General features: G+C 73.2%; 17 protein-coding genes and 1 pseudogene. 9 read left to right on the forward strand and 9 right to left on the reverse strand.

Annotated features, from left to right (window positions below; translation table 11 throughout):
* Positions 1-102: 102 nt before the first annotated feature.
* The 4 genes from IEZ12_RS06780 to IEZ12_RS06795 are packed head-to-tail and all read right to left on the reverse strand — an operon-like array spanning position 103 to position 4,462.
* The gene (locus IEZ12_RS06780) at positions 103-1,158 is read right to left on the reverse strand and encodes a hydroxyacid dehydrogenase (RefSeq protein ID WP_189271232.1); all 1,056 of its coding nucleotides are present in this window, start codon (positions 1,156-1,158) and stop codon (positions 103-105) included.
* A 39-nt stretch (positions 1,159-1,197) separates the two neighbouring features.
* Complete coding sequence (locus IEZ12_RS06785; protein WP_043913194.1) at positions 1,198-2,094, reverse strand: carbohydrate ABC transporter permease; 897 nt, start codon at positions 2,092-2,094, stop codon at positions 1,198-1,200.
* On the reverse strand, positions 2,091-3,107 hold the full coding sequence (locus tag IEZ12_RS06790; RefSeq protein ID WP_189271233.1) for a carbohydrate ABC transporter permease: 1,017 nt from the start codon (positions 3,105-3,107) through the stop codon (positions 2,091-2,093). The genes IEZ12_RS06785 and IEZ12_RS06790 overlap by 4 nt, the downstream gene beginning before the upstream one ends.
* Entirely contained in the window at positions 3,107-4,462 is a 1,356-nt protein-coding gene (locus tag IEZ12_RS06795; protein ID WP_189271234.1) for an ABC transporter substrate-binding protein, read from the reverse strand. Before IEZ12_RS06795 ends, IEZ12_RS06790 begins: the two co-directional genes overlap by 1 nt.
* Before the next feature lie 322 nt (positions 4,463-4,784).
* Here IEZ12_RS06795 and IEZ12_RS06800 point away from each other — a divergent pair, with 322 nt between their 5' ends.
* The 3 genes from IEZ12_RS06800 to IEZ12_RS06810 all read left to right on the forward strand — a co-directional run bounded on the left by IEZ12_RS06800 (position 4,785) and on the right by IEZ12_RS06810 (position 8,331).
* Positions 4,785-6,695: a DUF2264 domain-containing protein gene (locus tag IEZ12_RS06800; protein ID WP_189271235.1), complete on the forward strand. Its 1,911-nt coding sequence runs from the start codon at positions 4,785-4,787 to the stop codon at positions 6,693-6,695.
* A gap of 93 nt (positions 6,696-6,788) precedes the next feature.
* The gene (locus IEZ12_RS06805) at positions 6,789-7,568 is read left to right on the forward strand and encodes a sugar phosphate isomerase/epimerase family protein (RefSeq protein WP_189271236.1); all 780 of its coding nucleotides are present in this window, start codon (positions 6,789-6,791) and stop codon (positions 7,566-7,568) included.
* 112 nt (positions 7,569-7,680) lie between these two features.
* Positions 7,681-8,331 (forward strand): DUF6928 family protein, encoded by a 651-nt coding sequence (locus IEZ12_RS06810; protein WP_189271237.1) that lies wholly within the window; start codon positions 7,681-7,683, stop codon positions 8,329-8,331.
* A 7-nt stretch (positions 8,332-8,338) separates the two neighbouring features.
* Here the strand turns inward: IEZ12_RS06810 and IEZ12_RS06815 are convergent, their stop codons facing one another.
* Together IEZ12_RS06815 and IEZ12_RS06820 are read right to left on the reverse strand one after the other, a co-directional pair.
* Positions 8,339-8,974 carry a gamma carbonic anhydrase family protein gene (locus IEZ12_RS06815; RefSeq protein WP_189271238.1) on the reverse strand — a complete coding sequence of 212 codons (636 nt, stop codon included), beginning with the start codon at positions 8,972-8,974 and terminating at the stop codon, positions 8,339-8,341.
* A 59-nt stretch (positions 8,975-9,033) separates the two neighbouring features.
* On the reverse strand, positions 9,034-9,945 hold the full coding sequence (locus IEZ12_RS06820; protein ID WP_189271239.1) for an NmrA family NAD(P)-binding protein: 912 nt from the start codon (positions 9,943-9,945) through the stop codon (positions 9,034-9,036).
* 104 nt (positions 9,946-10,049) lie between these two features.
* Here IEZ12_RS06820 and IEZ12_RS06825 point away from each other — a divergent pair, with 104 nt between their 5' ends.
* Positions 10,050-10,844 carry a TetR/AcrR family transcriptional regulator gene (locus IEZ12_RS06825; protein WP_229847300.1) on the forward strand — a complete coding sequence of 265 codons (795 nt, stop codon included), beginning with the start codon at positions 10,050-10,052 and terminating at the stop codon, positions 10,842-10,844.
* 9 nt (positions 10,845-10,853) lie between these two features.
* Positions 10,854-11,068, forward strand: a pseudogene (locus IEZ12_RS37860) (hypothetical protein).
* Between the two features lie 142 nt (positions 11,069-11,210).
* Here the strand turns inward: IEZ12_RS37860 and IEZ12_RS06830 are convergent.
* The gene (locus IEZ12_RS06830) at positions 11,211-11,891 is read right to left on the reverse strand and encodes a hypothetical protein (RefSeq protein ID WP_189271240.1); all 681 of its coding nucleotides are present in this window, start codon (positions 11,889-11,891) and stop codon (positions 11,211-11,213) included.
* Between the two features lie 141 nt (positions 11,892-12,032).
* Between IEZ12_RS06830 and IEZ12_RS06835 the strand changes: the two genes are divergently transcribed.
* Complete coding sequence (locus IEZ12_RS06835; protein WP_189271241.1) at positions 12,033-12,740, forward strand: GNAT family N-acetyltransferase; 708 nt, start codon at positions 12,033-12,035, stop codon at positions 12,738-12,740.
* On the opposite strand, the gene IEZ12_RS06840 is transcribed toward IEZ12_RS06835, so the two are convergent.
* Positions 12,677-13,762, reverse strand: coding sequence for a substrate-binding domain-containing protein (locus IEZ12_RS06840; protein ID WP_189271242.1), 1,086 nt, complete (start codon positions 13,760-13,762; stop codon positions 12,677-12,679). The genes IEZ12_RS06835 and IEZ12_RS06840 overlap by 64 nt on opposite strands.
* A 203-nt stretch (positions 13,763-13,965) precedes the next feature.
* Between IEZ12_RS06840 and IEZ12_RS06845 the strand changes: the two genes are divergently transcribed.
* Positions 13,966-15,966, forward strand: a complete 2,001-nt coding sequence (locus tag IEZ12_RS06845) for a carbohydrate binding domain-containing protein (RefSeq protein ID WP_189271243.1) — start codon at positions 13,966-13,968, stop codon at positions 15,964-15,966.
* Between the two features lie 25 nt (positions 15,967-15,991).
* On the opposite strand, the gene IEZ12_RS06850 is transcribed toward IEZ12_RS06845, so the two are convergent.
* On the reverse strand, positions 15,992-17,602 hold the full coding sequence (locus IEZ12_RS06850; protein ID WP_189271244.1) for an ABC-F family ATP-binding cassette domain-containing protein: 1,611 nt from the start codon (positions 17,600-17,602) through the stop codon (positions 15,992-15,994).
* 382 nt (positions 17,603-17,984) lie between these two features.
* Here IEZ12_RS06850 and IEZ12_RS06855 point away from each other — a divergent pair, with 382 nt between their 5' ends.
* On the forward strand, positions 17,985-19,631 hold the full coding sequence (locus IEZ12_RS06855; RefSeq protein WP_189271245.1) for an ABC-F family ATP-binding cassette domain-containing protein: 1,647 nt from the start codon (positions 17,985-17,987) through the stop codon (positions 19,629-19,631).
* 184 nt (positions 19,632-19,815) lie between these two features.
* Positions 19,816-20,496, forward strand: a complete 681-nt coding sequence (locus tag IEZ12_RS06860; RefSeq protein WP_189271246.1) for a nitroreductase family protein — start codon at positions 19,816-19,818, stop codon at positions 20,494-20,496.
* The last annotated feature ends 80 nt before the right edge of the window (positions 20,497-20,576 follow it).

Consider the following 20,576-nt stretch of genomic DNA (forward strand, 5'->3'; position numbering starts at 1 on the left):
AGCGCGGCCGGTGCGGGCTGCACCATAAAGCGCCAAAGTTCGCGTACCACGCAGAAGGCCCCACCGGCCCTTTCCGGGGCGGCGGGGCCTCGCTCGGCACGGCTACGCGGTGCGGGCGATCTCCTCGCGGGTGACCGGGTGTGCGAACGGCAACCCCTCGACGTAGCGGGCGAGTTCGTCGGCCGCGGCGGCGGCCATCCGGTGGAGTTCGCCGCCGAGGGAGCCCGCGATGTGGGGGGTGAGGAGGACGTTGGGCAGGTCGTAGAGCGGGGAGTCGGCGGGGAGCGTCTCGGGGACGGTGACGTCGAGCACGGCGTGGATGCGGCCGGTGACCAGCTCGGCGGTGAGGGCGTCCTGGTCGATCAGGGAGCCGCGGGAGGTGTTGATCAGGGTCGCGCCGTCCGGCAGCAGGGCGATCCGGCGGGCGTCCACCAGGTGCCTGGTCTCCGGGAGTTCGGGAGCGTGCACGCTCAACACGTCGGAGCGGGTGCACAGTTCGTCCATCGAGACCGACTCCGCGCCCATCGCGGCAGCCTGATCGGCCGTCACGTAGGGGTCGTGGAGCAGGAGTTCGAAGTCGTACGGGGCGAGCAGCTCCAGGACCCGGCGTCCGATCCGGGAGGCGCCGACGATGCCGACGGTGCGCCGGTAGTTGCCGACCTCCGCGTACCCGGCCTGCCAGTCGTGCGGGGCCCGCCGGGCGCGGTAGTCGGCGGCCAGCCGGAGCACCGGCTTGTTGCTGAACAGCACGGCGGCGACGGTGAATTCGGCGACCGGCAGGGCGTTCGCGTAGGCGGCGGAGGTGATGCCGAGGCCGCGGTCCCAGCAGGCGTCGGTGATGTGGTGCTTGACCGAGCCGGCCGCGTGCAGGACGGCGCGGAGCTCGGGCGCGGCGGCCAGGACGGCGTCGGTGAGCGGGGGGCAGCCCCAGCTGCTGATGATCACCTCGGCGGAGGCGAGGGCGGCCGCACCCTCCGGGGAGGAGAAGTCGTCGATGACCAACTCCGGGTCGAGGTCGGCGAGTTCGACCATCCGGGCCATGGTGTCGGCGGAGATCAGCCGGGCGGCGAGGTCGCGGTGCATGGCGAGCAGGGCGCGCGGGCGGGTCCGGACAGCGGCGGCGGAGGGCGGTGCCTCGACGGGCGCGGAGTTGGGCATGGCGGGGCTCCCCAGAAGGCGCAGTGGAAACGGAGGTGGTTACTTGACGCTGCCGGCGGTCATTCCGGCCTTCCAATGGCGCTGGAGCAGCACGAAGGCGATGACCAGCGGCAGGATGGCGAGCAGCGAGCCGGTGACCACCAGCGGGTAGTACTCGGGGAAGGCGTGGGTCTGGGCGTTCCAGGTGTACAGGCCGAGGCTGACCGGGAAGAGCCGGTTGTCGGAGAGCATCACCAGCGGCAGGAAGAAGTTGTTCCAGATGGCGGTGAACTGGAACAGGAAGATGGTGACGAAGCCGGGCATGACCATCTTCAGGCCGATCGACCAGAAGATCCGCAGTTCGCTCGCGCCGTCCATCCGGGCGGCCTCCAGGGTCTCGCCGGGCAGGTAGCCGGCGCAGAACACCCGGGCCAGGTACACCCCGAACGGGTTGACCAGCGAGGGCAGCAGCACCGCCCAGTAGGTGTTCACGATGTGCAGCTGGGAGGCCAGCAGGTACATCGGCAGGGCGAGCGCGGTGGTGGGCACCAGCACGCCGAGCAGCACCACGCCGAACAGCTTCTCCTTGCCGGGAAAGCCGTAGACGTGGAACGCGTAGCCGGCGCCGACGCAGATCAGCGCGCACAGCAGGGCCCCGATCCCGGCGTACAGCAGGGAGTTGAGGTACCAGCGGAAGTAGATGCCGTCGCCGGTGGTGGCCAGGTCGTGCAGGTTCTGGCCGAGGTGGAAGTTGCCCGCGCCGAGCGAGCGGCCGCCGATCAGGTCGGCGGTGTTCTTCGCGGAGGCGGTGAGCAGCCAGCCGAGCGGCAGCAGGGTGTACAGGGTGGCCAGCACCAGCGCCCCGTTGACGGCGGTCTTCGACAGCGTCCAGGGGCGGCGGCGCGGCGGCGCGGCGGTGTCCGCGGCGGGGCGGACGGGGGTGAGGGTGCTGCTCATCGGGCGGTCTCCGTCCGGTGCTCGGTCGGCTTCGGGGTCCGCTTCCCGGCCCGCTTCTCGTCGCGGCCGCGGGTGAAGCGGGTGACCACGAAGGACAGCGCGGCGGCGACCAGGGCGAGGATCACCGAGGACGCGGCGGCCAGGCCGTAGTCGTTGCGTTCGAACGCGGCGGAGTAGGCGTACATGTTGGGGGTCCAGGTGGAGACCACGCCGGGGGCGACGTCGTGCAGGATCACCGGTTCGGTGAACAGCTGGAGCGAGCCGATCACGGTGAACAGTCCGACCATCACCACGGAGGCGCGGATCAGCGGGATCTTCACGCTGAAAGCGGTGCGCAGCGGCCCGGCGCCGTCGACCACGGCGGCTTCCAGCACCTCGCGCGGGATGGCCTGCAGCGCGGCGTAGAAGATCACCATGTTGTAGCCGGTCCACTCCCAGACCGCGATGTTGACGATCGCGGGCAGCGGGTGGCCGAACACGTCGACCTGGGCGCCGGTCGAGTTGAGCGCGTCGATCACGGGGCTGATGCCGGGGGTGTACAGGTAGGTCCACACCAGGGCGGCGATGATGCCGGGCACGGCGTGCGGCAGGAACAGCGCGAGCTGGAAGAACCGCTTGGCGCGGGCCAGCGCGGAGTCCAGCAGCAGCGCGACGGCCAGCGACAGGCCGAGCATCAGCGGGATGTACAGCAGGCAGTACTGGGCGGTGTTCCAGAAACCGTCGCGGAAGGCGGCGTCACCGAGCGCCCGGGCGTAGTTGCCGAGGCCGGTGAACACCTGGGTGGTGGCGCCGCCGAAGCCGAGGCCGGAGCGGCGTTCGCTGAACAGGCTGAGGTAGACCGCGTAGCCGATCGGGATCAGCGTGCACGCGGTGAACAGCAGCAGGAACGGGGCGAGCAGCACAACCGGGGCGCCGAACGGGGCCCGGCGCCTGCGCGGGGCCGGCGTTCCGGCGGGACCGCCCCGGGCGGCGGCGGGGGTGCCGCCGCCCGGGACGGACGTGGCGCCGGACATCAGCCGGCCACCTTCAGACCGCGGTTCTTCAGCTCGGCGAGGGTGGCCTGCTGGGCGGTGTCGACGGCGGACGGCACGGTGGCGCCCTGGCCGAGCTTGCCGAAGGCGTCCTTCATCGAGGTGTTGGTGGCGCCCATCGACGGGCCCCAGGACCAGTTCGGCTTGATGGACTTGGCGGCGTCCTGGTAGATCGCGTAGATGTCCTGGCCGCCGTAGAAGTCGGTCTTGAACGCGGCCTTGGCGACCGGGATCAGCTCCGGGTCGGCCGGGTAGGCGGAGGACGCGCCGGAGGCGATGCGGGCCTGGATGCCCTCGGGGGTGGTGGTCGCCCAGGTGGCGAACTCGACCGCGGCCTTGGCCTTCTTGCTGTCCTTGGAGACCGCGAAGGTGGTGCCGCCGAGCATGCCGGACGCCGGCTGGCCGTCCCAGCTCGGCATCGGGGCGACCGCCCACTTGCCGTTGGCGGCCGGGTCGGTGCCGAGGGTGGACTTCAGCACGCCGCCGCCCCACGCGGCGCCCAGGTACGCGGCGGTCTCGCCCTTCTGCAGCGAGGCGGTCCACTGCTGGCTGAACGAGGGCTGCACGCGGATCAGGTCGTCGGCGATCATGCCCTGCCAGTAGTCGGCGACCTTCTTGGTCTCGGCGCCGCCCATGTCGACCTTCCAGCTGTCGCCGCTGGTGCCGAACCACTTGGCGCCGGCCTGCCAGGCCATCGCCTCGAAGGTGCTCGGGTCGTCCGGGAAGAAGGTGGCGATCCGGGTGTTGGCGTCGGCGGCCTTCAGCTTCGCCGCGGCGTCCTTGAACTCGTCCCAGGTCTTCGGGACGGCCACCCCGGCCTTCTCGAACAGGTCCTTGCGGTAGTACAGGGCCTGCGGGGAGGCGTCCAGCGGCAGCGCCCAGGTGGAGCCGCCCAGCGTGGTCAGCTCCATCGACTGGGGCAGGTACTTGCCCTTCAGGTCGGCGGAGACCAGCTTGCTGATGTCCTGCACCGCGCCCTGGCTGACGAAGTCCGGCAGCTGCGGGTACTCGACGTTGAACACGTCGGGGGCGTTGCCGGCCTTCACCGCGTTGGAGATCTTGGCGTAGCCGCCGGCGTTGCCGGACGGGATCTCCTCGAAGGTGATCTGGATGTTCGGGTGGGAGGCGTTGAACGCCTGCACCACGTCCTTGGTGCCCTTGGCCCAGCCCCAGAAGGTGAGCGCGACCGGCTTGCCGTCGCTGCCCGCGTCGGAGCCCGACGCCGACTTGTCGCCGTCGCTGCCGCACGCGGCGAGCAGGGTCACGCCCAGAACGGTGGCGGTGGCGGCGGCGGCGAGACGAAGGGCTCTGCGGCGGTGGAGAGCGGGAGAGGACATGGCACGGCTCCTGTGGGGGTCCTGGAAACGCCGGGTAGGTGCCCGATCACCCGATTTGAGCAGGTCGGGACGGGTTGATCGCTATCTTGGGACGGCCTCCGATCAGACGTCAAGGGATCGGGATCAAATGATCTGCGTTGATCAATCGCGTTCGGCCTGTTGAGCGCCGTTCACCTTGAGTTTTCGGCGTTTTCCGGGAGGTCACAATCGGATCAAGGAGATCATTCGATCAGCGATCCTTGACGGCGCGATCGCCTCTTCCTAGGGTCGGCCGGACAGCCCCCGCGCCCACCCCGCGCCCACAGGAACCGAGGCCGCCGCCATGCCGCACCCGCTCCCCCTTCCGCCGGAAGACCGCGCGCTCAGCCCGCACACCGGCTGGACCCGGGCCCACTGGGAAGCTGCCGCCGACCACCTGCTGGCCGCCCTCCGCCCCTACGCCGGGCCCGCCAACGCCCTGATCAACCTCCCCGGCACCCGTCCCAGCTGGTCCGGCCCCCGCTCGGACGGCCTGGAGGGCTACGCCCGCACCTTCCTGCTCGCCGCGATCCGGGTGGCCGGCGCCGACGGCGACGACCCGACCGGCCTGCTGGAGCGCTACGCCGAGGGCCTCGCCGCCGGCACCCGCACCCCCACCGCCGAACGCGACCTCTCCGACGGCGACCTCACCTCCTGGGGCGTCATCACCGACCGCGGCCAGCCCATGGTGGAGGCCGCCTCCGTCGCCATCGGCCTGCGCCTGACCCGCCGCTGGCTCTGGGACCGCCTCGACCCCGCCGTCCAGGAACGCGCCGGCGCCTGGCTCGCCCAGGCCCTCCACCGCCGGCCGGTGGACAACAACTGGTGGCTCTTCCCGTTCACCGTCGGCGGCTTCCTCGCCGAGGTCGGCATCGACACCGACGCCGCGAACGCCGCCGTCGACCGCGGCCTGGACCGCATCGACCGCTGGTACCTCGGCGACGGCTGGTACACCGACGGCCGCCCCCGCGCCATCGACCACTACAACGGCTGGGCGCTGCACCTCTACCCCGCCCTGCACGCCCACCTCGCCGCCGACCCGGCCCTCACCGCCCGCTACGGGAGCCGGCTGCACGCCTACCTCGCCGACTACTCCCGGCTGTTCGACCACAACGGCGCGCCCGTCCACCAGGGACGCTCGCTCAGCTACCGGTTCGCCGCCGCCGCCCCGCTGTGGGCCGGCGCCCTGCTCGGCACCACCCCGCTCGACCCCGGCGCCACCCGCCGACTCGCCTCCGGCGCGCTGCGCTACTTCCTCGACCGCGGCGCCCTCGACGAACACGGACTGCTCACCCTCGGCTGGCACGGCCCCTACCCGCCGATCGTCCAGCCCTACTCCGGCCCCGCCTCCCCCTACTGGGCCTCCGGCGGCTTCCTCGGCCTCCTCCTGCCGCCCGACCACCCCGTGTGGACCGCCCCCGAGACCCCCTCCCCCGCCGAGACCGCCGACGCCGTCACCCCGCTGCCCGCCCCCGGCTGGCTGATCCAGTCCACCGCCGCCGACGGCCTGGTCCGCCTGCACAACCACGGCAGCGACGACCAGCCCGCGGACGCCCCCGTCCCCGACAACCCGCTCTACTCCCGCCTCGCCCACTCCACCCGCACCGGCCCCAGCACCGCCGCCGGCGACAACCACTTCGCCCTGCTCCTCGACGGCGAACCCACCGAGCGCGGGCCCATCACCCCGCTCGGCGCGGGCCTCCTCGACGCCTGCGGCTGGGCCGCGTCCTCGCACCGGCCCCGCCACCGGGGAGCCGAACTGCCCGGCGTCACCGTCACCTCACTCACCCTCGCCCATGGCCCCGACGAAGTCCGGGTCCACGTCGTACGCGGCGCGGCCCCCGGCGCGACCGTACGCGAGGGCGGCTGGGCGGTCACCGGTGCCGCACCCGCCGTCTCCACCAACGGAGTTCACGCCGCCATCACGGGCGACGACCACCTCCGCACCGAACTCCGCGCCCTCCACGGCTGGACCACGGCCACCACCACGCCCGCCCCCGACGGCACCGCGTTCGGCGCCACCGCCACGGTTCCGCACCTGCACGGCGCGGTCGGCTCCACCACCGCGGTCTTCGCGAGCGCCGCCCGCCTCACGGCTGCCGCCGGCCCGCTCGCCCCGCTCACCGCCCTGAACCTCGCCGTCGCCGACGAGTCCCTCACCGTCACCTGGCCGGACGGGACCACCACCACCTGCGCGCTCCCCCCGACCGCCTGACTCCTCGTCACCGCCCGCCCACCCTCCTGTTCCTCCGTAGCCGGGCCACGGGTCGGCGGGTGGGCTGGTGGGCAACTACAGCAAGGACCTGACGTGCCGCTCGCCTTCTCCACCCTCGGCCTCCCCGGTCACCCCCTGGACGCCGTCCTCGCCCTCGCCGCCGAGCACGGCTACCAAGGGCTCGAACTCCGCGCCGCCCCGAGCGAGCCCGTCCACACCGGCCTGACCTCCGCCGAACGCCGCGCCGCCGCCCGCCGGTTCACCGCCGCCGCCATCACCCCCCTCACCGTCGCCTCGTACATCGGCATCGCCGAGCCCGGCCCGGACGCCCCCGTCCTCGCCGACCTGCGCGCCCACCTCCACCTCGCCGCCAACCTGGGCGCCCCGTACGTCCGGGTCTTCCCCCGCGGCGGCTCCGACGCCCTTGAGGGCACCCGCACCGCCGGCCGCCGACTCCTCCAACTCGCCGACAGCGCCGCCGATCTGGGCGTCACCATCCTGGTCGAGACCCACGACTCCCACCGCTCCGGAGCCGCCCTCGCCGCCCTCCTCGCCACCACCCCGCACCCGTCCGTCGGCGCCCTCTGGGACGTCCTGCACACCTGGCTCTCCGGCGAGACCCCGGCCGAGACCTACCACCACCTCGCCCCCCGCCTCGCCTACATCCAGGTCAAGGACGTCGCCTCCCCCACCGACCTCACCCCCCTCCCCCTCGGCGCCGGCGCCCTCCCCCTCCCCACCTGCCTCGCCCAACTCCCCACCCCCACCTGGATCTCCTGGGAGTACGAGGCCCCCTGGCACCCCACCGCAGCCCCCTTCGCCCACCAACTGGCCGCCGGCCACGCCTACCTGACGGACCTTCTGAGTCGCTGACGTCACTCGGCGTTCGATTCGCGCTGCTCACGGGCGGACCCCCTGCTCGACCTTGCCCGCCTGTCGGATCCGCCAACTAGCCTGCTGCGCAACGCGACAGGCGGAGGGCGCCATGGGGTTCAGGACCAGTCTGCTGATGTACACCGACGGAGAGGTGCCCGCTCTCCTGCGGCAGGCCGACGTGTCCGACCCAGGTCGGACCGTCGCCATGATGAAGCGCCTCACTCCCGGGCGAACGATCGAACCGACGGCCCCCGTCCGTCTCTGGGACGGGTTGTATCCGCTCTTCGGGCATGCGTTCGCGGCGAGTTTCCCCGGCGTCGACATCGTGTGCGATCTGCGACTGGTCTCCGAACGGCCGTCCGAACTCCCCGCGCCGCTGGTGGCCGCGAGTGCCGGCCGACGGCTCATCCTGCATGGCATGCACAGCGTCGTCGACTGGTCCGCCTTCGCCGTCTGGGAGGACGGGCGCCTCGTTCGCTCGCTGAGTCTGTGCCCCGACGACGGGTTCATCGAGGACATCGGCGAACGGCTCCCCTTCGAAACGCCGTACTGGGCGGCCGACTGCAACGCCGACACCATTCCCTGGCCCGACCGGGCCGAGGACCCGGACGCGCTGCCGTTCCACGCCCTGGCCCTGGGGGTGTCCGCACTGCACGCGCTGTGCGGAATCGACCTCGACGGTCCGCCGGGGCCCGACGCGGTCGACGGTGCGGTCGTCCAGTTGCACGGGTTCGTAACTCGGGGGCCGGTCGCGGGCTGAGGGGGTGTCAGTCGGCGGGGCGGTCGTCCAGGTGGGCGGCGTACTCGGTGGCGCGTACTTCGGCGATGCGTTCGTGGCGGGCCAGGCGGTCGGTCCAGGAGGCGTCGATACCGAAGGCGGTGTTCGCGAATCCGAGGCGGCCGATGGCCTCCGGCACGGACGGGTCGCCGGGGGCCAGGAGTTGGACCGGGTCGCCGATGGCGAGCATCTGCGGGGGGACGAAGTACTCGTCGGGGAGCACGGTGCGGGCGTGGACGAGCGCGGCGACGGCGACCACCGAACCGGCGCCGACCCGGGCCTCCTGCAGCACACTGGCGGAGGTGGCCAGGTAGCAGCAGCGCTGCACGGTGCAGCCCAGCAGGGTGGCGTGCGGGCCGACGAACACGTGGTCGGCGAGCCGGACGGGCTGGTCGGCGGCGACGGAGGAGGCCCGCAGGACGGCGTTCTCGGACACCACCGTCGCCTCCCCGATCTCGATGTACGAGCCCTCCGCGTCGAGCACCGCGCCGAACATCACCCGGGCACGGGGGCCGATTCGCACGTCGCCGACGAGTGCGGCGGTCGGCGCGACGTACGCGGTGGGGTGCACCTGCGGAGCTGCGCCGCGGTGCCTGATCCGGATTCCCTGCGAGTGCGTGGTCACGGGCCGGATCATCGAGGAGTGCGGCGCGCCCTCGCTGGCGGATATCGGACATGGCGTTCTCAGCTCCGGCCGCCCAGCAGTTGGGCGCGCAGGGCGGCGGTGCCGGTCTCGTCGAGCCAGGCCGAGAAGGTGCGCAGGCCGGGGTGGAGGACGCGCAGGGCGTCGATGTCGGTGTGCCAGCGGTGGCCGGCGGCCCACTGGCGGCGGACTTCGGCGAAGCTCGGGTGGAGCGCGGCGGCCTCGTCGTGGGTGAGCTGTCGGTAGCGGACCGCGATTCCGGTGGCGGCGCTGATCGCGGCGGCGGCCTCGACCGGGGTGAGGGCGTCGCCGGCCAGTTCCAGGGTGCGTCCGGCGAAGCGGTCGGGCTGTTCGAAGGCGAGGGCCGCGAACTCCGCGATGTCCTCCAGCGCGATGATCTCGACGGGGTCGTTCGGGCTGAACAGGTGCCGGTGGACGCCGTCGACGATGCCGTCGAGGCCGAGGCCGTTCGACCCGAGGTAGTTGGTCATGAAACGCACCGGGCGCAGCACGGTGACGAGCGGGATCCGCCGGTGCAGGTACTCCTCGATGCGCCGCTTCCCGGGCGCCGCGAACGGCGCGCCGGTGGTCGGGGCGACGCCGGTGAACACCGCCTGGCGGATTCCGACGGCGGCTGCCGCGTCGGTCAGGTCGCGGCCGCGGCTGAACTCCAGTTCGTCGTCGAGGCCTTGCGGGCCGTAGGCCACGGGCGGCACGGCGAACAGGGCGGTGGCGCCGACCAGTGCAGGTTCGAGGCTCGCCGGGTGGTCGAAGTCGGCGCGGACCAGTTCGGCTCCGGCGTCCGCGAGGGCCACGGCGGCGGGCGCGGCGGTGTCCCGCACCAGTGCGCGGACCGGGTGGCCGGCGGCCAGCAGGCGGCGTGCGGTCGCGCCGCCCTGCTTGCCGGTGGCGCCGGTCACGGCGATGACGCCCCGGGTGGGTTCGGTGGTCATGTCGTCCTCCTTCTTCCCCGGGCCCGGTCGGGGACCGGTCGTCGACTCGGGGATCTGGGATACTCCAACCCGGTCGGCTCCCGGGGGACAAGGGGTTTCGTGACATGACGACAGTGGTCGACGGCGGCGACCGGGCCGATGCCCGCCGCAATCGGGCGAAGGTGCTGGCCGCCGCCGGGGAGGCGTTCGCCGAGCAGGGACTCGACGTCCCGTTGGGCGACATCGCGCGCCGGGCCGGTGTCGGCGCCGGCACCGTGTACCGGCATTTCCCCAGTAAGCAGGCGCTCCTCGAAGCGGTGCACGCGCAGCACCTGAACGACCTGATCGCCTCCGGCGAGCGGCAGGCGGCCCGATTCGCGCCCACCGAGGCGTTCTTCGGGTTCCTCCTGGAGGTGGTCGAGACGTCCCGGCGGCGCGGACCGGTCTGCGACCTGGTGACCGCCGACCCGAGTTGGCCGCGCCCGGTGCTGACGGCGGCCGTGCAGCGGTTCCGCCAAGTCCTGACGGCCCTGCTCCACGCGGCGCAGCGGGCCGGCGGGGTCCGCCCCGACCTCGGCCCCGAGGACGTCGCCTCGTTCGCCGTGGGGTGCGCCTCGATGCTCACCGCGCGCCGCGACCCCCAGGCCGGACTCCAGCTCGTCCGGCTCGCCCTGGACGGGCTGCGGCCGTCCACTTCCGTCACGGAACAACCACCCTTTCGTGACACGCTCGGCGGCCGCCGGACGCTCGCCGCCGCCTGCGAGGAGTGCGGGGCCGCCCTCACGCCCCGACCCACCGGCCGCCCGGTGCGCTACTGCGGACCCACCTGCCGCCAACGGGCCCACCGCCGCCGCCCGGCCTCCGGTCCCCCTCCGACCGATGTCCCGCCCGCCTGCCGCAGCGCCGAGGTCCCGGCCTAGGCTCCCACCGTGACCAAGGAATTGAAGTGCACCCACTGCGGGAGTCCCGGTCTCGACCAGGGCTTCGTCGAGGACCGCGGTGAGGGCAGCCGGGGCGACGCCCGCTGGAGCGTGGCCTGTTCGGCGGGGCCAGGCGCTTCGGCCGACCCCACTTCCAGATCGACGCCTTCCGCTGCCCGCAGTGCGGCCACCTGGAACTGTTCGCCCGTCAGCAGCTCAGCTAGGCCCGGCCCGGCTCGCCCGGCGCCCGCCGGAGGGAGTCCTCACCCCCGCACCTCCCGATCCGGCGCAGCACCAGGTCGGTCTGCTGCACCGGGTGGGCGTGGAGCTCTTCGGCGGTGGTGAGCGGGCCGCGAACAGTCTTCCCTACTGTGACGCCGTCCCGGCCGGATGGCCGATCTCGGCCAGGTCCTCGGCGAGGTCGGCCAGGGTGAGTTCGGGGTTGAGGACGGCCACCAGGTCCTCCGTCAGCGGCTCGCCGGCGAAGATCGCGCGGACGGCCGCCAGGTCGATCTCGGCCTCCAGGTACTCCTCGGCGTGCGCGTGGTACGCCTCCGGCCGGCGGTCCGTCAGCAGCGCGAACAGGGCGTCCGCGCCGTCGGGGTCGGGTCCGGCGGGGAAGTCGATCGCGCCGTGCCGCCAGGCCGGGTCGGCGGTCTCGCGCCACAGGCAGACCGTCACCACCGGGGTGCCGTTCTCGTCGCTGAACGCCGGCTCGGCGACCTGCGCGGCGAACGCGGCAGGCACGTCATCCAGTACGCCGGGCCACACCTCGCCGTCGTGGCCGTACGGGCTCATCTCCGCCTCGTGGGCGAACCCGCGCACGTACGCGCCGGCGGGTTCGAACACGATCGCGTACTCGTCGCCGCTGCCGTTCCGCATCGAGGCCAGGTGCCGCCCGGCCGCCGCGTCCCACCGGCTGTCGTAGCCGAAGTACCGGTCCTCCCAGGCAGGGATCAGGATCGCGTCCAGCATTGCCAAGGTCCGGCAGTGGTTCTGGAGTTCGGCGACGGAGGGCAGCGCCGCGGCGACGTGTTCAACGGTCATACCGGCATCCAAGCAGGTCATACCCACACTCAGCGCCGCACTCCGGCCCGCCCGCCGCCACGCACTCCACCCCGCCCGCCGGCCCGCCCGTCGGCCCGAAAACCGGGTGCCCGCGGCCGCCGGGACGCAGCACAATGCCGCATGCTGATCGATCACTGGCCCGTGCTGGGCCTGCGACTGAGGACGCCCCGGCTGGAGCTTCGGCTGCCCGGGGACGAGGAATTGGCCGCGCTGGCGGACCTGGCGGCGGGCGGCGTCCACGCCGCGGACCGGATGCCCTTCCTGGTGCCGTGGACGGATCTGCCGCCCGCCGAGCGGGCCCGTTCGGTGGTGCAGCACCACTGGCGGCGGCTCGGCTCTTGGTCGCCGGACGACTGGGCGCTCAACCTCGCCGTGTTCGCGGACGGGCGGGTGGTGGGCCTGCAGACCGTCGCCGCACGGGACTTCGGCGTGCTGCGGCAGGTGGGCACCGGGTCCTGGCTGGGCGCGCCGCACCAGGGGCGGGGCATCGGCACGGAGATGCGCGCGGCTGTCCTGCACCTGGCCTTCGCGGGGCTGGGCGCGGACGAGGCGGTCTCGGACGCGTTCGCGGACAACGCCGCCTCGGCCGCCGTCTCCCGCAAGCACGGCTACCGGCCGGACGGCGTCGAGCAGGTGGTGGTGCGCGGCCGCCGGATGACGTCCCACCGGTTCCGGCTGACCCGCGCCAACTGGGAGGCCGGCCGCACCACCCCCGTCACGATCGACGGCCTCGCGCCCTGCCTGCCCCTCTTCGGCCTACCGGGTCAAGCCCCGCCGTCGCCCCCGCAGGAGGTGCGGACCTTCAGGGTGGGAAGCAGTTCGACGTGATAGGCGGGGAGGCCGGAGCCGCCGTCGAGGCGGCGGAGCAGGAGTTCGAGGGCGGCGGCGCCGACGGACTTCTTGGGTGGGGCGACGGCGGTGAGCGGGGGTGCGGCGAGGGCGGCGAAGACGTCGTCGTAGGAGATCAGGGCGACGTCCTCGGGGACGCGCAGGCCGCGGATGCGCAGCAGCGGCGGGAGTTGGATGGCGTCCTGGTCGTTGTGGACGAGGACGGCGCGGACGCCGTCGGCGGTGGCTTCGGCGATCTGCTGGGCGACCCACTCGGGGTCGGGGACGCCGGCGGGGGTGCCCGGGCGGTGCATGTCGATGACGGGGCGGGTGCGCAGGCCGAGCAGGTGGGCGGCTTCGGCGTAGCCGGTGCGGACCTGGTGGGCCGTCCAGGTGTCGGCGCGGGCGGCGAGCAGCACGGTGTCGTGGCCGAGGGCGGCGAGGTGGCGCAGCGCGAGCAGCACGCCGTGGCGGTGGTCGGAGCCGACGGCGTCGAGTTCGGCGGCGGCGCTGCCGGGGTCGGCCTTGCGTTCCACCAGGACGGCGGGGACGGGGAGTTCGGCGAGCCAATGGTGGTGGTCGGGGTGGTGCGTCGGGTCGCCGGGCTGCCAGTTGGGGGTGAGCAGCAGGCCGTCGACGCCGGATTCGAGCAGGCGCTCGACCTGGGCGCGGTCGTCGCGGGCCTCGTACGCGGCGATGCCGAGGACCAGTCGGGCGCCGGCGGTGGCGGCGGCGGCGCGGGCGCCGGCGATCACTTCGTCGAAGTAGGAGCCGACGGTGGGGACCAGCATGCCGATGACCCGGTCGTGGCGGCCGGGGCGGGCGTTCGGGCCGCTGTCGGGGAGGGAGACGGAGCCGTGCGAGCGGGCGAGTTCGCCGGCGTCGGCGAGGGCGGCGACGTCCCGGCGGACGGTGACCGCGGGGATGCCGAGGCGGGTGGCCAGGTCGACCACCCGGACGGTGCCGAGGTCGCGCACGACCTGCAGGATCCGTGCCCGGCGTTCGTCTGCCGTGACGGTCATGGCGTCCTCTCCTGGTGAGCTCCGCGGGCCCGGTCGGGCCGCGGCGGCAGGTGCGGTGGACCAGCGCCACCCCTGCCGATCAATTTTTATCATTCGATCGCCATTCGATCGAAAGGTCTGAAGTTATTGACTCGATCAGATGGTCAACCTACGGTGCGGAATCGGGCGCCCCATCCCACCCTCCATTCTCGGGAGTCCCAACGATGCTCCTGCACCGTTCCCTTCGGCGTGCCCTGCCTCCGGCCCTGGCCGCCGCCACCCTCCTGACCCCGGCGCTGCCGGCGGGCACGGCGAGAGCCGCCGCCGGCACCGCCTGGTACCTGGACTGTTCGGCCGCCGACGACGGCTCGGGCAGCCAGGCCAGTCCGTGGAACAGCCTCGCCTCCGCCAACGCGCACCTCTTCCAGCCCGGCGACCAGTTGCTGCTCAAGCGCGGCGCGACCTGCACCGGCACCCTGCAGCCGCAGGGCTCCGGAACGGCCGGCGCGCCGATCACCCTGGCGGGCTACGGTACCGGCACCGCCCGCCCGGTGGTGGCGGGCGACCCGGCGAGCAGCCAGAACGCGGCCGTCCGCCTCTACAACGTGGAGCAGTGGGAGATCCGCGACCTGGAGATCACCTTCCGGGACACCGCCGCCGCCAAGCGGGAGCGCAACGGCCTGCTGGTGGAGATCGCCGACCTGCCGAGCGGCGTCGGCACCCACTACCTGGTGGACGACGTGTACGTGCACGACGTCAACGGCGACGCCACCAAGTGGTCCAACGGCATCCAGTTCCGGGTCTCCGGCACCACCACCCCGACCAACTTCGACGACGTCACGGTGCAGAACTCGCAGATCGCGCACGTCGACCGGGAGGGCCTGACCAACCGCTCGACCTGGATGTGCCGGCCGAGCTACGGCACCGGCGACGGCTGCGGCACCACCAACAACTGGCGGGCCAGCACCCGGCTGGTGTTCCGCGGCAACACCGTCCAGGACACCGGCGGCGACGGCATCGTGGTGCGGGCCGCCGACCACGCGCTGGTCGAGCACAACACCGCCTTCGACCTGGCGATGCGCCCGATGGGCTCGAACGCCGGGATCTGGACCATCAACTCCGACTCCACGACGATCCAGTACAACGAGGTGCACCACGTGCGCCGGCTGTCCGACAACAACGACGGCATGGCCTTCGACTCGGACTACGGCAACAACGGGGCGCTGTTCCAGTACAACTACAGCCACGACAACCAGGGCGGCTTCATGCTGTTCTGCGGCGCCTGCGGGGCGGGCTCGTCCTCGACCGGCACGGTGGTGCGCAACAACCTGAGCCGGGCCGACCAGAGCCGCTGGCTGTTCGCCGTCGGTGAGAAGAACGCCCGGATGTACAACAACACCGTGTACCTGCCGGCCGGTTCGACCACCCCGATCATCCAGCAGGGCTCGGGCACCTCGACCACCGCGCTCAGCGGCAACCTCTTCTACAACCTGGGCAGCGGCGGCTACACCGGCTTCGGCACCAGCGCCTACAAGCCCGGCGACTTCAGCTGGGACGCCAACGCCTTCTGGGGCGCCCACCCGGCCAACGAGCCGACCGACGCCCGGAAGGTGACGGCCGACCCGCAGTTGGCGAACCCGGGCGGCGCCGCCCCGGCCGACTACCGGCTGGGCGCCGCCTCCCCGGCCCGGGGCGCGGGCGCCGTCGTCCCCGCCAATGGCGGGCGGGACTACTTCGGCGCCCCGGTGCCGCAGGTGTGCCGCCCCGACATCGGCTTCCAGCAGGCGAGCGCCTTCGACGACGCGACCTGCAGCGCGCCCGACCCCGTCCGCAACGGCGGCTTCGAGGCCGGGACGCTCGCCCCGTGGACGTACTACGGCGGCATGCAGCTGGACACCGCCAACGCCCACAGCGGCACCGCCGCCGTGCGGGTCGGCCCGGCGCAGGCCGCCGCCGAGCAGATCATCTCCGTGCAGCCGGGCACCAGCTACCGGCTGACCGGTTGGGGCAAGGTGTCGGCGGCCGGCACCGAACTGTCGCTGGGCGCCATGGAGTACGACACCGCCGGCTCCAGCAACCGGGCGGCCTTCACCACGACCGCCTGGAGCCAGGGCTCGGCCGTCTTCACCACCGGCCCGACCGCCACCACCGCGCGCATCTACTGCTATGCGCGCAGCGGCAGCGGCTACGGCTGGTGCGACGACGTGACGGTCACCAAGGTCTGAGCGGCCGCCACCCGGCGGGCCGGACTCAGCGCGGGTCCACCGCGTGGAGCTCACCCCCGTCCCACTCCAGCCAGCGGGTGATGCCGATCTCCCGCAGGAACGGGTAGTCGTGGCTGGCGACGACCAGCGTGCCCCGGTAGCCCGCGAGGGCCTGGGTGAGCTGGCGGACGCTGGCCAGATCCAGGTTGTTGGTCGGCTCGTCGAGCAGCAGCAGCTGCGGCGGCGGGTCGGCCAGCAGCAGGGCCGCCAGCGTCGCCCGGAAGCGCTCGCCGCCGGAGAGCGTGCCGGCCTGCTGGTCGGCCCGGGCGCCGCGGAACAGGAACCGGGCGAGCCGGGCCCGGACGTCGTTGTCCGTGGCGGCCGGGGCGTACGCCTTGACGTTCCGGAAGACGGTGGCTTCGTCGTCCAGCACGTCGAGGCGCTGCGGCAGGTACCGCATCGGCACCGGCGTGGTGATCATGCCCTCGGCGGGCGCGAGCTCCCCCGCGACGGTGCGCAGCAGCGTGGTCTTGCCGGTGCCGTTGCGGCCGATCAGGGCGACCCGCTCGGGCCCGCGCAGCTCCAGGTCGACCACTCCGCCGTAGGCCAGCCGGACGCGTTCGAGCTGCAGCACGCTGCGCCCGGCGGGGACGGCGGTGCGGGGCAGGTCGATGCGGATCTCCGCGTCGTCCCGCACCGCCTCCTCGGCGACGGCGAGGCGCTCCTTGGCCTCGTTGAGGCGCTCGGTGTGCATGCCGCGCAGGCGGCCCGCGGTCTCCTCGCCCTTGCCCTGGAGCTTGTCGGCGAGGGCCTTGGGGTCGTTGCGCCGCACCGAGCGGGCCTTGCCGTAGGCCGCGGACTTGGCGAGCCGCTGGGTGGCCTCGACCAGATCCCGCTTCTGCCGCTTCACATCGGCCTCGGCGTTGCGGACCAGGCGTTCGGCGCTCTCCTGCTCGGCCGCGAGGGCCGCCCGGTAGGCGCTGAAGTTGCCGCCGTACCAGGTGACTTCGCCGTCCCTCAGGTCGGCGATCTGGTCGACCCGCTCCAGCAGCTCCCGGTCGTGGCTGACCAGCAGCAGCACGCCCGGGAAGGCGGCCACCGCGTCGTACAGCCGGGCCCGGGCCTGGGCGTCCAGGTTGTTGGTGGGCTCGTCGAGCAGCAGCACGTCGGGGCGGCGCAGCAGCAGCGCGGCGAGGTGCAGCAGTACGGCCTGGCCGCCGGAGAGTTCGCCGGTGGTGCGGTCCAGGTGCAGCCCCGCCAGGCCGAGGCGGTCGAGGGTGGCGCGGGCGCGCTCCTCGACGTCCCAGTCGTCGCCGATGGCGGCGAAGTGCCGTTCGTCGACGTCTCCGGACTCGATGGCGTGCAGGGCTTCGCGCTTGGCGCGGATGCCGAGCGTCTCGTCCACCCGCTGGTCCGAAGCGACCGTCAGGTCCTGTGGCAGGTAGGCGAGTTCACCGGCGATCCGGACGGTGCCGGAGGCGGGGGTGAGCTCGCCCGCGATCAGCCGCAGCAGCGTGGACTTGCCGGCGCCGTTCAGGCCGACCAGCCCCGTCCGGCCGGGGCCGACCGCGAGGTGGAAACCGCTCAGCACGGGGCGGCCGTCGGGCCATTCGAAGCCGAGGTCGGTGCAGAGGATCGAGGTGGTGGGTTGCGCCATGGAGGGCCTCCGTCAGTTGCCGTGGAAAAGGGGACAACACGGGGAGACACCGGGGACGCGGCTGCGAGAAGGGCCGTCACGGGAAAGCAGAAACCCGCACGGGAGCCATGGATCGCTGCCCAGCCGAGGTCGCACTCGCGCCCGCACGCCGAAGAAAAGCCCGGAAACAACACGGGTGTGGCGTGGCGCGGTGTCTCATGACCTCAGACAAGCAACGGCCTTCTCCAGACATGCGGGAATGTGACGCCTCCGAGCGTACGGAACCCCTGCCGCCGGGTGCAACGGAATTAAGTCCCGAGTCGGGGACGAGTCGCACCCCCGGCACCGCAGGCCGGGCCGCCCGGCCGGAGGTGCTTCGGGCGGCGTCTAAAATCGACTCATCATGAGTGCCACTCTCGTCGTCAAGGATCTCGCCGCCGGTCACGGTGAGCGCACGCTGTTCGCCGGGCTGGACCTGGTCGTCGCCCCCGGGGACGTGATCGGGCTGGTCGGGGTGAACGGCGCCGGCAAGTCCACGTTGCTGCGGCTGCTGGCCGGGCTGGACGCGCCGGAGGGCGGCAGTCTGAAGCTGAGCCCGCCGACCGCGAACGTCGGGCACCTGCCGCAGGAGCCGGAGCGGCGGGAGGGCGAGTCGGTGCGCGACTTCCTGGCCCGCCGGACGGGCGTCGCGGCGGCGCAGGCGGCGCTGGACGAGGCGACCGAGGGCCTGGTGGAGGGCCGGCCGGGCGCGGACGACGCGTACGCGGTGAGCCTGGACCGCTGGCTCGACCTGGGCGGCGCGGACCTGGAGGAGCGGGCCGAGGAGGTCGCCGACCAGCTGGGCCTGAAGGTGTCGCTGGACCTGCCGATGACGGCGCTGTCCGGCGGCCAGGCGGCCCGCGCGGGCCTGGCCTCGCTGCTGCTGTCCCGGTACGACGTGTTCCTGCTGGACGAGCCCACCAACGACCTGGACCTGGACGGCCTGGAGCGCCTGGAGGCGTTCGTCAAGGGCCTGCGCGCGGGCACCGTGCTGATCAGCCACGACCGCGAGTTCCTGGCCCGCACCGTGACCAGGGTGCTCGAACTGGACCTGCACCAGCACCAGGTGAACCTGTACGGCGGCGGCTACGAGTCGTACCTGGAGGAGCGGGCGATCGGCCGCCGGCACGCCCGCGAGCAGTACGAGGACTACGCGGACACCAAGGCCGGCCTGGAGGCGCGCGCCCAGATGCAGCGCAACTGGCTGGAGCACGGTGTGCGCAACGCCCGGCGCAAGGGCGGCGACAACGACAAGAAGGCCCGCGCGCAGCGCGCCGAGTCCACCGAGAAGCAGGCCGCGAAGGCCCGGCAGACGCAGCGGATGATCGAGCGGCTGGACGTGGTGGAGGAGCCCCGCAAGGAGTGGGAGCTGCGGATGGAGATCGCCCCCGCCCCGCGCTCCGGCTCGGTGGTGGCGACGCTCCGTCAGGCCGCCGTCAAGCGCGGCGAGTTCGCGTTCGGCCCGGTGGACCTGCAGATCGACTGGGCGGACCGGGTGGCGATCACCGGCGCCAACGGCGCGGGCAAGTCGACGCTGCTGGCGGCGCTGCTGGGCCGGCTGGAGCTGGACTCGGGCAGTGCGGTGCTCGGTTCGGGCGTGCAGATCGGCGAGGTCGAGCAGGCCCGCGGCCACCTGTTCGGCGGCGACGCCGAGCGTCCGCTGCTGGAGGCGTTCTCCGCCGCCGTGCCGGACCTGAACCCGGAGGACGTGCGCACCCTGCTGGCCAAGTTCGGCCTGAAGGCGGTGCACGTGCTGCGCCCCGCCGCGACGCTGTCGCCGGGCGAGCGGACCCGGGCGGCGCTTGCGCTGCTGCAGGCCCGCGGGGTGAACCTGCTGGTGCTGGACGAGCCGACGAACCACCTGGACCTGCCCGCGATCGAGCAGTTGGAGTCGGCGCTGGCCTCCTACACCGGCACCCTGCTGCTGGTCACCCACGACCGGCGGATGCTGGACACGGTGAAGGTGAACCGTCGGCTGGTGGTCGCGGACGGCCGGGTCACCGAAGCCTGACGGCCGCGGCCGCCTGACGACCGGGCCGCCCCGGCCATCGACTCGCCGGCCGCCGGCCGCACGGTTCGCCGGGGCCCGGCGACGCGGCCGCCGAGACCCTGCGGCCGCGTCGCCGGCCCGGCTGGCAAGTCCTGGCAAGGTCGGATCTTCCACTCGGCGCTCGCCATGTGCTGTGCTGTCACCCATGGTTGACAGTGCATCCACCACCGAAGCGCCGTCCTTCCCGACGGTGCCGCTGCGTCCGATGAGCGTGCCCGCCGACGAGGCCGCGGACCGCTGCCGGGACTTCCACGAGGTGATGGCACAGCGCCGCACCGTCCGCGACTACTCGACCCGTCCACTGCCCGAGGGCGTGCTGGAGTGGGCGATCCGCACGGCGTCGACCGCGCCCAGCGGCGCGCACGTGCAGCCGTGGCGGTTCGTGGTGGTGACCGATCCGGAGCGCAAGCGGCGGCTGCGGGAGGCCGCCGAGGCGGAGGAGCGGGAGTTCTACGCGCACCGGGCGTCCGAGGAGTGGCTGGCGGCGCTGGCCCCGATCGGCACCGACTGGCGCAAGCCGTTCCTGGAGGACGCGCCCGCGGTGATCGTGGTGTTCGAGGTGCACAAGGGCCCCAACTCGCCGCGCCCCTATTACACCAAGGAGAGCGTGGGCATCGCCGTCGGCCTGCTGCTGGCCTCGCTGCACCAGGCGGGCCTGGCCACGCTGACGCACACGCCGAGCCCGATGCGCTTCCTGAACGAGGTCTGCGAGCGCCCGCAGGAGGAGCGCGCCGCGTACGTGATCCCGGTCGGCTACCCGGCGGACGACGCCCGGGTGCCGGACCTGGAGCGCAAGCCGCTGGACGAGGTGCTGGTGCGGCTCTGACGGACCGGCGGACAGCGCGCGGGTCCGGGCGGCGCTCCGGGCGTGCGCGACCCCGCCCCGGCCCGGGCCGTGAACGAGCC

The organism is Kitasatospora griseola (assembly GCF_014648555.1).
In the GTDB taxonomy this organism is placed as follows: domain Bacteria; phylum Actinomycetota; class Actinomycetes; order Streptomycetales; family Streptomycetaceae; genus Kitasatospora; species Kitasatospora griseola.

What these genes read in the sequence shown, in the direction of transcription:
- IEZ12_RS06780 (WP_189271232.1), bottom strand. Translation starts at nt 1,158, where the DNA reads ATGCCCAACTCCGCGCCCGTCGAGGCACCGCCCTCCGCCGCCGCTGTC.
- IEZ12_RS06785 (WP_043913194.1), bottom strand. Translation starts at nt 2,094, where the DNA reads ATGAGCAGCACCCTCACCCCCGTCCGCCCCGCCGCGGACACCGCCGCG.
- IEZ12_RS06790 (WP_189271233.1), bottom strand. Translation starts at nt 3,107, where the DNA reads ATGTCCGGCGCCACGTCCGTCCCGGGCGGCGGCACCCCCGCCGCCGCC.
- IEZ12_RS06795 (WP_189271234.1), bottom strand. Translation starts at nt 4,462, where the DNA reads ATGTCCTCTCCCGCTCTCCACCGCCGCAGAGCCCTTCGTCTCGCCGCC.
- IEZ12_RS06800 (WP_189271235.1), top strand. Translation starts at nt 4,785, where the DNA reads ATGCCGCACCCGCTCCCCCTTCCGCCGGAAGACCGCGCGCTCAGCCCG.
- IEZ12_RS06810 (WP_189271237.1), top strand. Translation starts at nt 7,681, where the DNA reads ATGGGGTTCAGGACCAGTCTGCTGATGTACACCGACGGAGAGGTGCCC.
- IEZ12_RS06820 (WP_189271239.1), bottom strand. Translation starts at nt 9,945, where the DNA reads ATGACCACCGAACCCACCCGGGGCGTCATCGCCGTGACCGGCGCCACC.
- IEZ12_RS06825 (WP_229847300.1), top strand. Translation starts at nt 10,050, where the DNA reads ATGACGACAGTGGTCGACGGCGGCGACCGGGCCGATGCCCGCCGCAAT.
- IEZ12_RS06830 (WP_189271240.1), bottom strand. Translation starts at nt 11,891, where the DNA reads ATGACCGTTGAACACGTCGCCGCGGCGCTGCCCTCCGTCGCCGAACTC.
- IEZ12_RS06835 (WP_189271241.1), top strand. Translation starts at nt 12,033, where the DNA reads ATGCTGATCGATCACTGGCCCGTGCTGGGCCTGCGACTGAGGACGCCC.
- IEZ12_RS06840 (WP_189271242.1), bottom strand. Translation starts at nt 13,762, where the DNA reads ATGACCGTCACGGCAGACGAACGCCGGGCACGGATCCTGCAGGTCGTG.
- IEZ12_RS06845 (WP_189271243.1), top strand. Translation starts at nt 13,966, where the DNA reads ATGCTCCTGCACCGTTCCCTTCGGCGTGCCCTGCCTCCGGCCCTGGCC.
- IEZ12_RS06850 (WP_189271244.1), bottom strand. Translation starts at nt 17,602, where the DNA reads ATGGCGCAACCCACCACCTCGATCCTCTGCACCGACCTCGGCTTCGAA.
- IEZ12_RS06855 (WP_189271245.1), top strand. Translation starts at nt 17,985, where the DNA reads ATGAGTGCCACTCTCGTCGTCAAGGATCTCGCCGCCGGTCACGGTGAG.
- IEZ12_RS06860 (WP_189271246.1), top strand. Translation starts at nt 19,816, where the DNA reads ATGGTTGACAGTGCATCCACCACCGAAGCGCCGTCCTTCCCGACGGTG.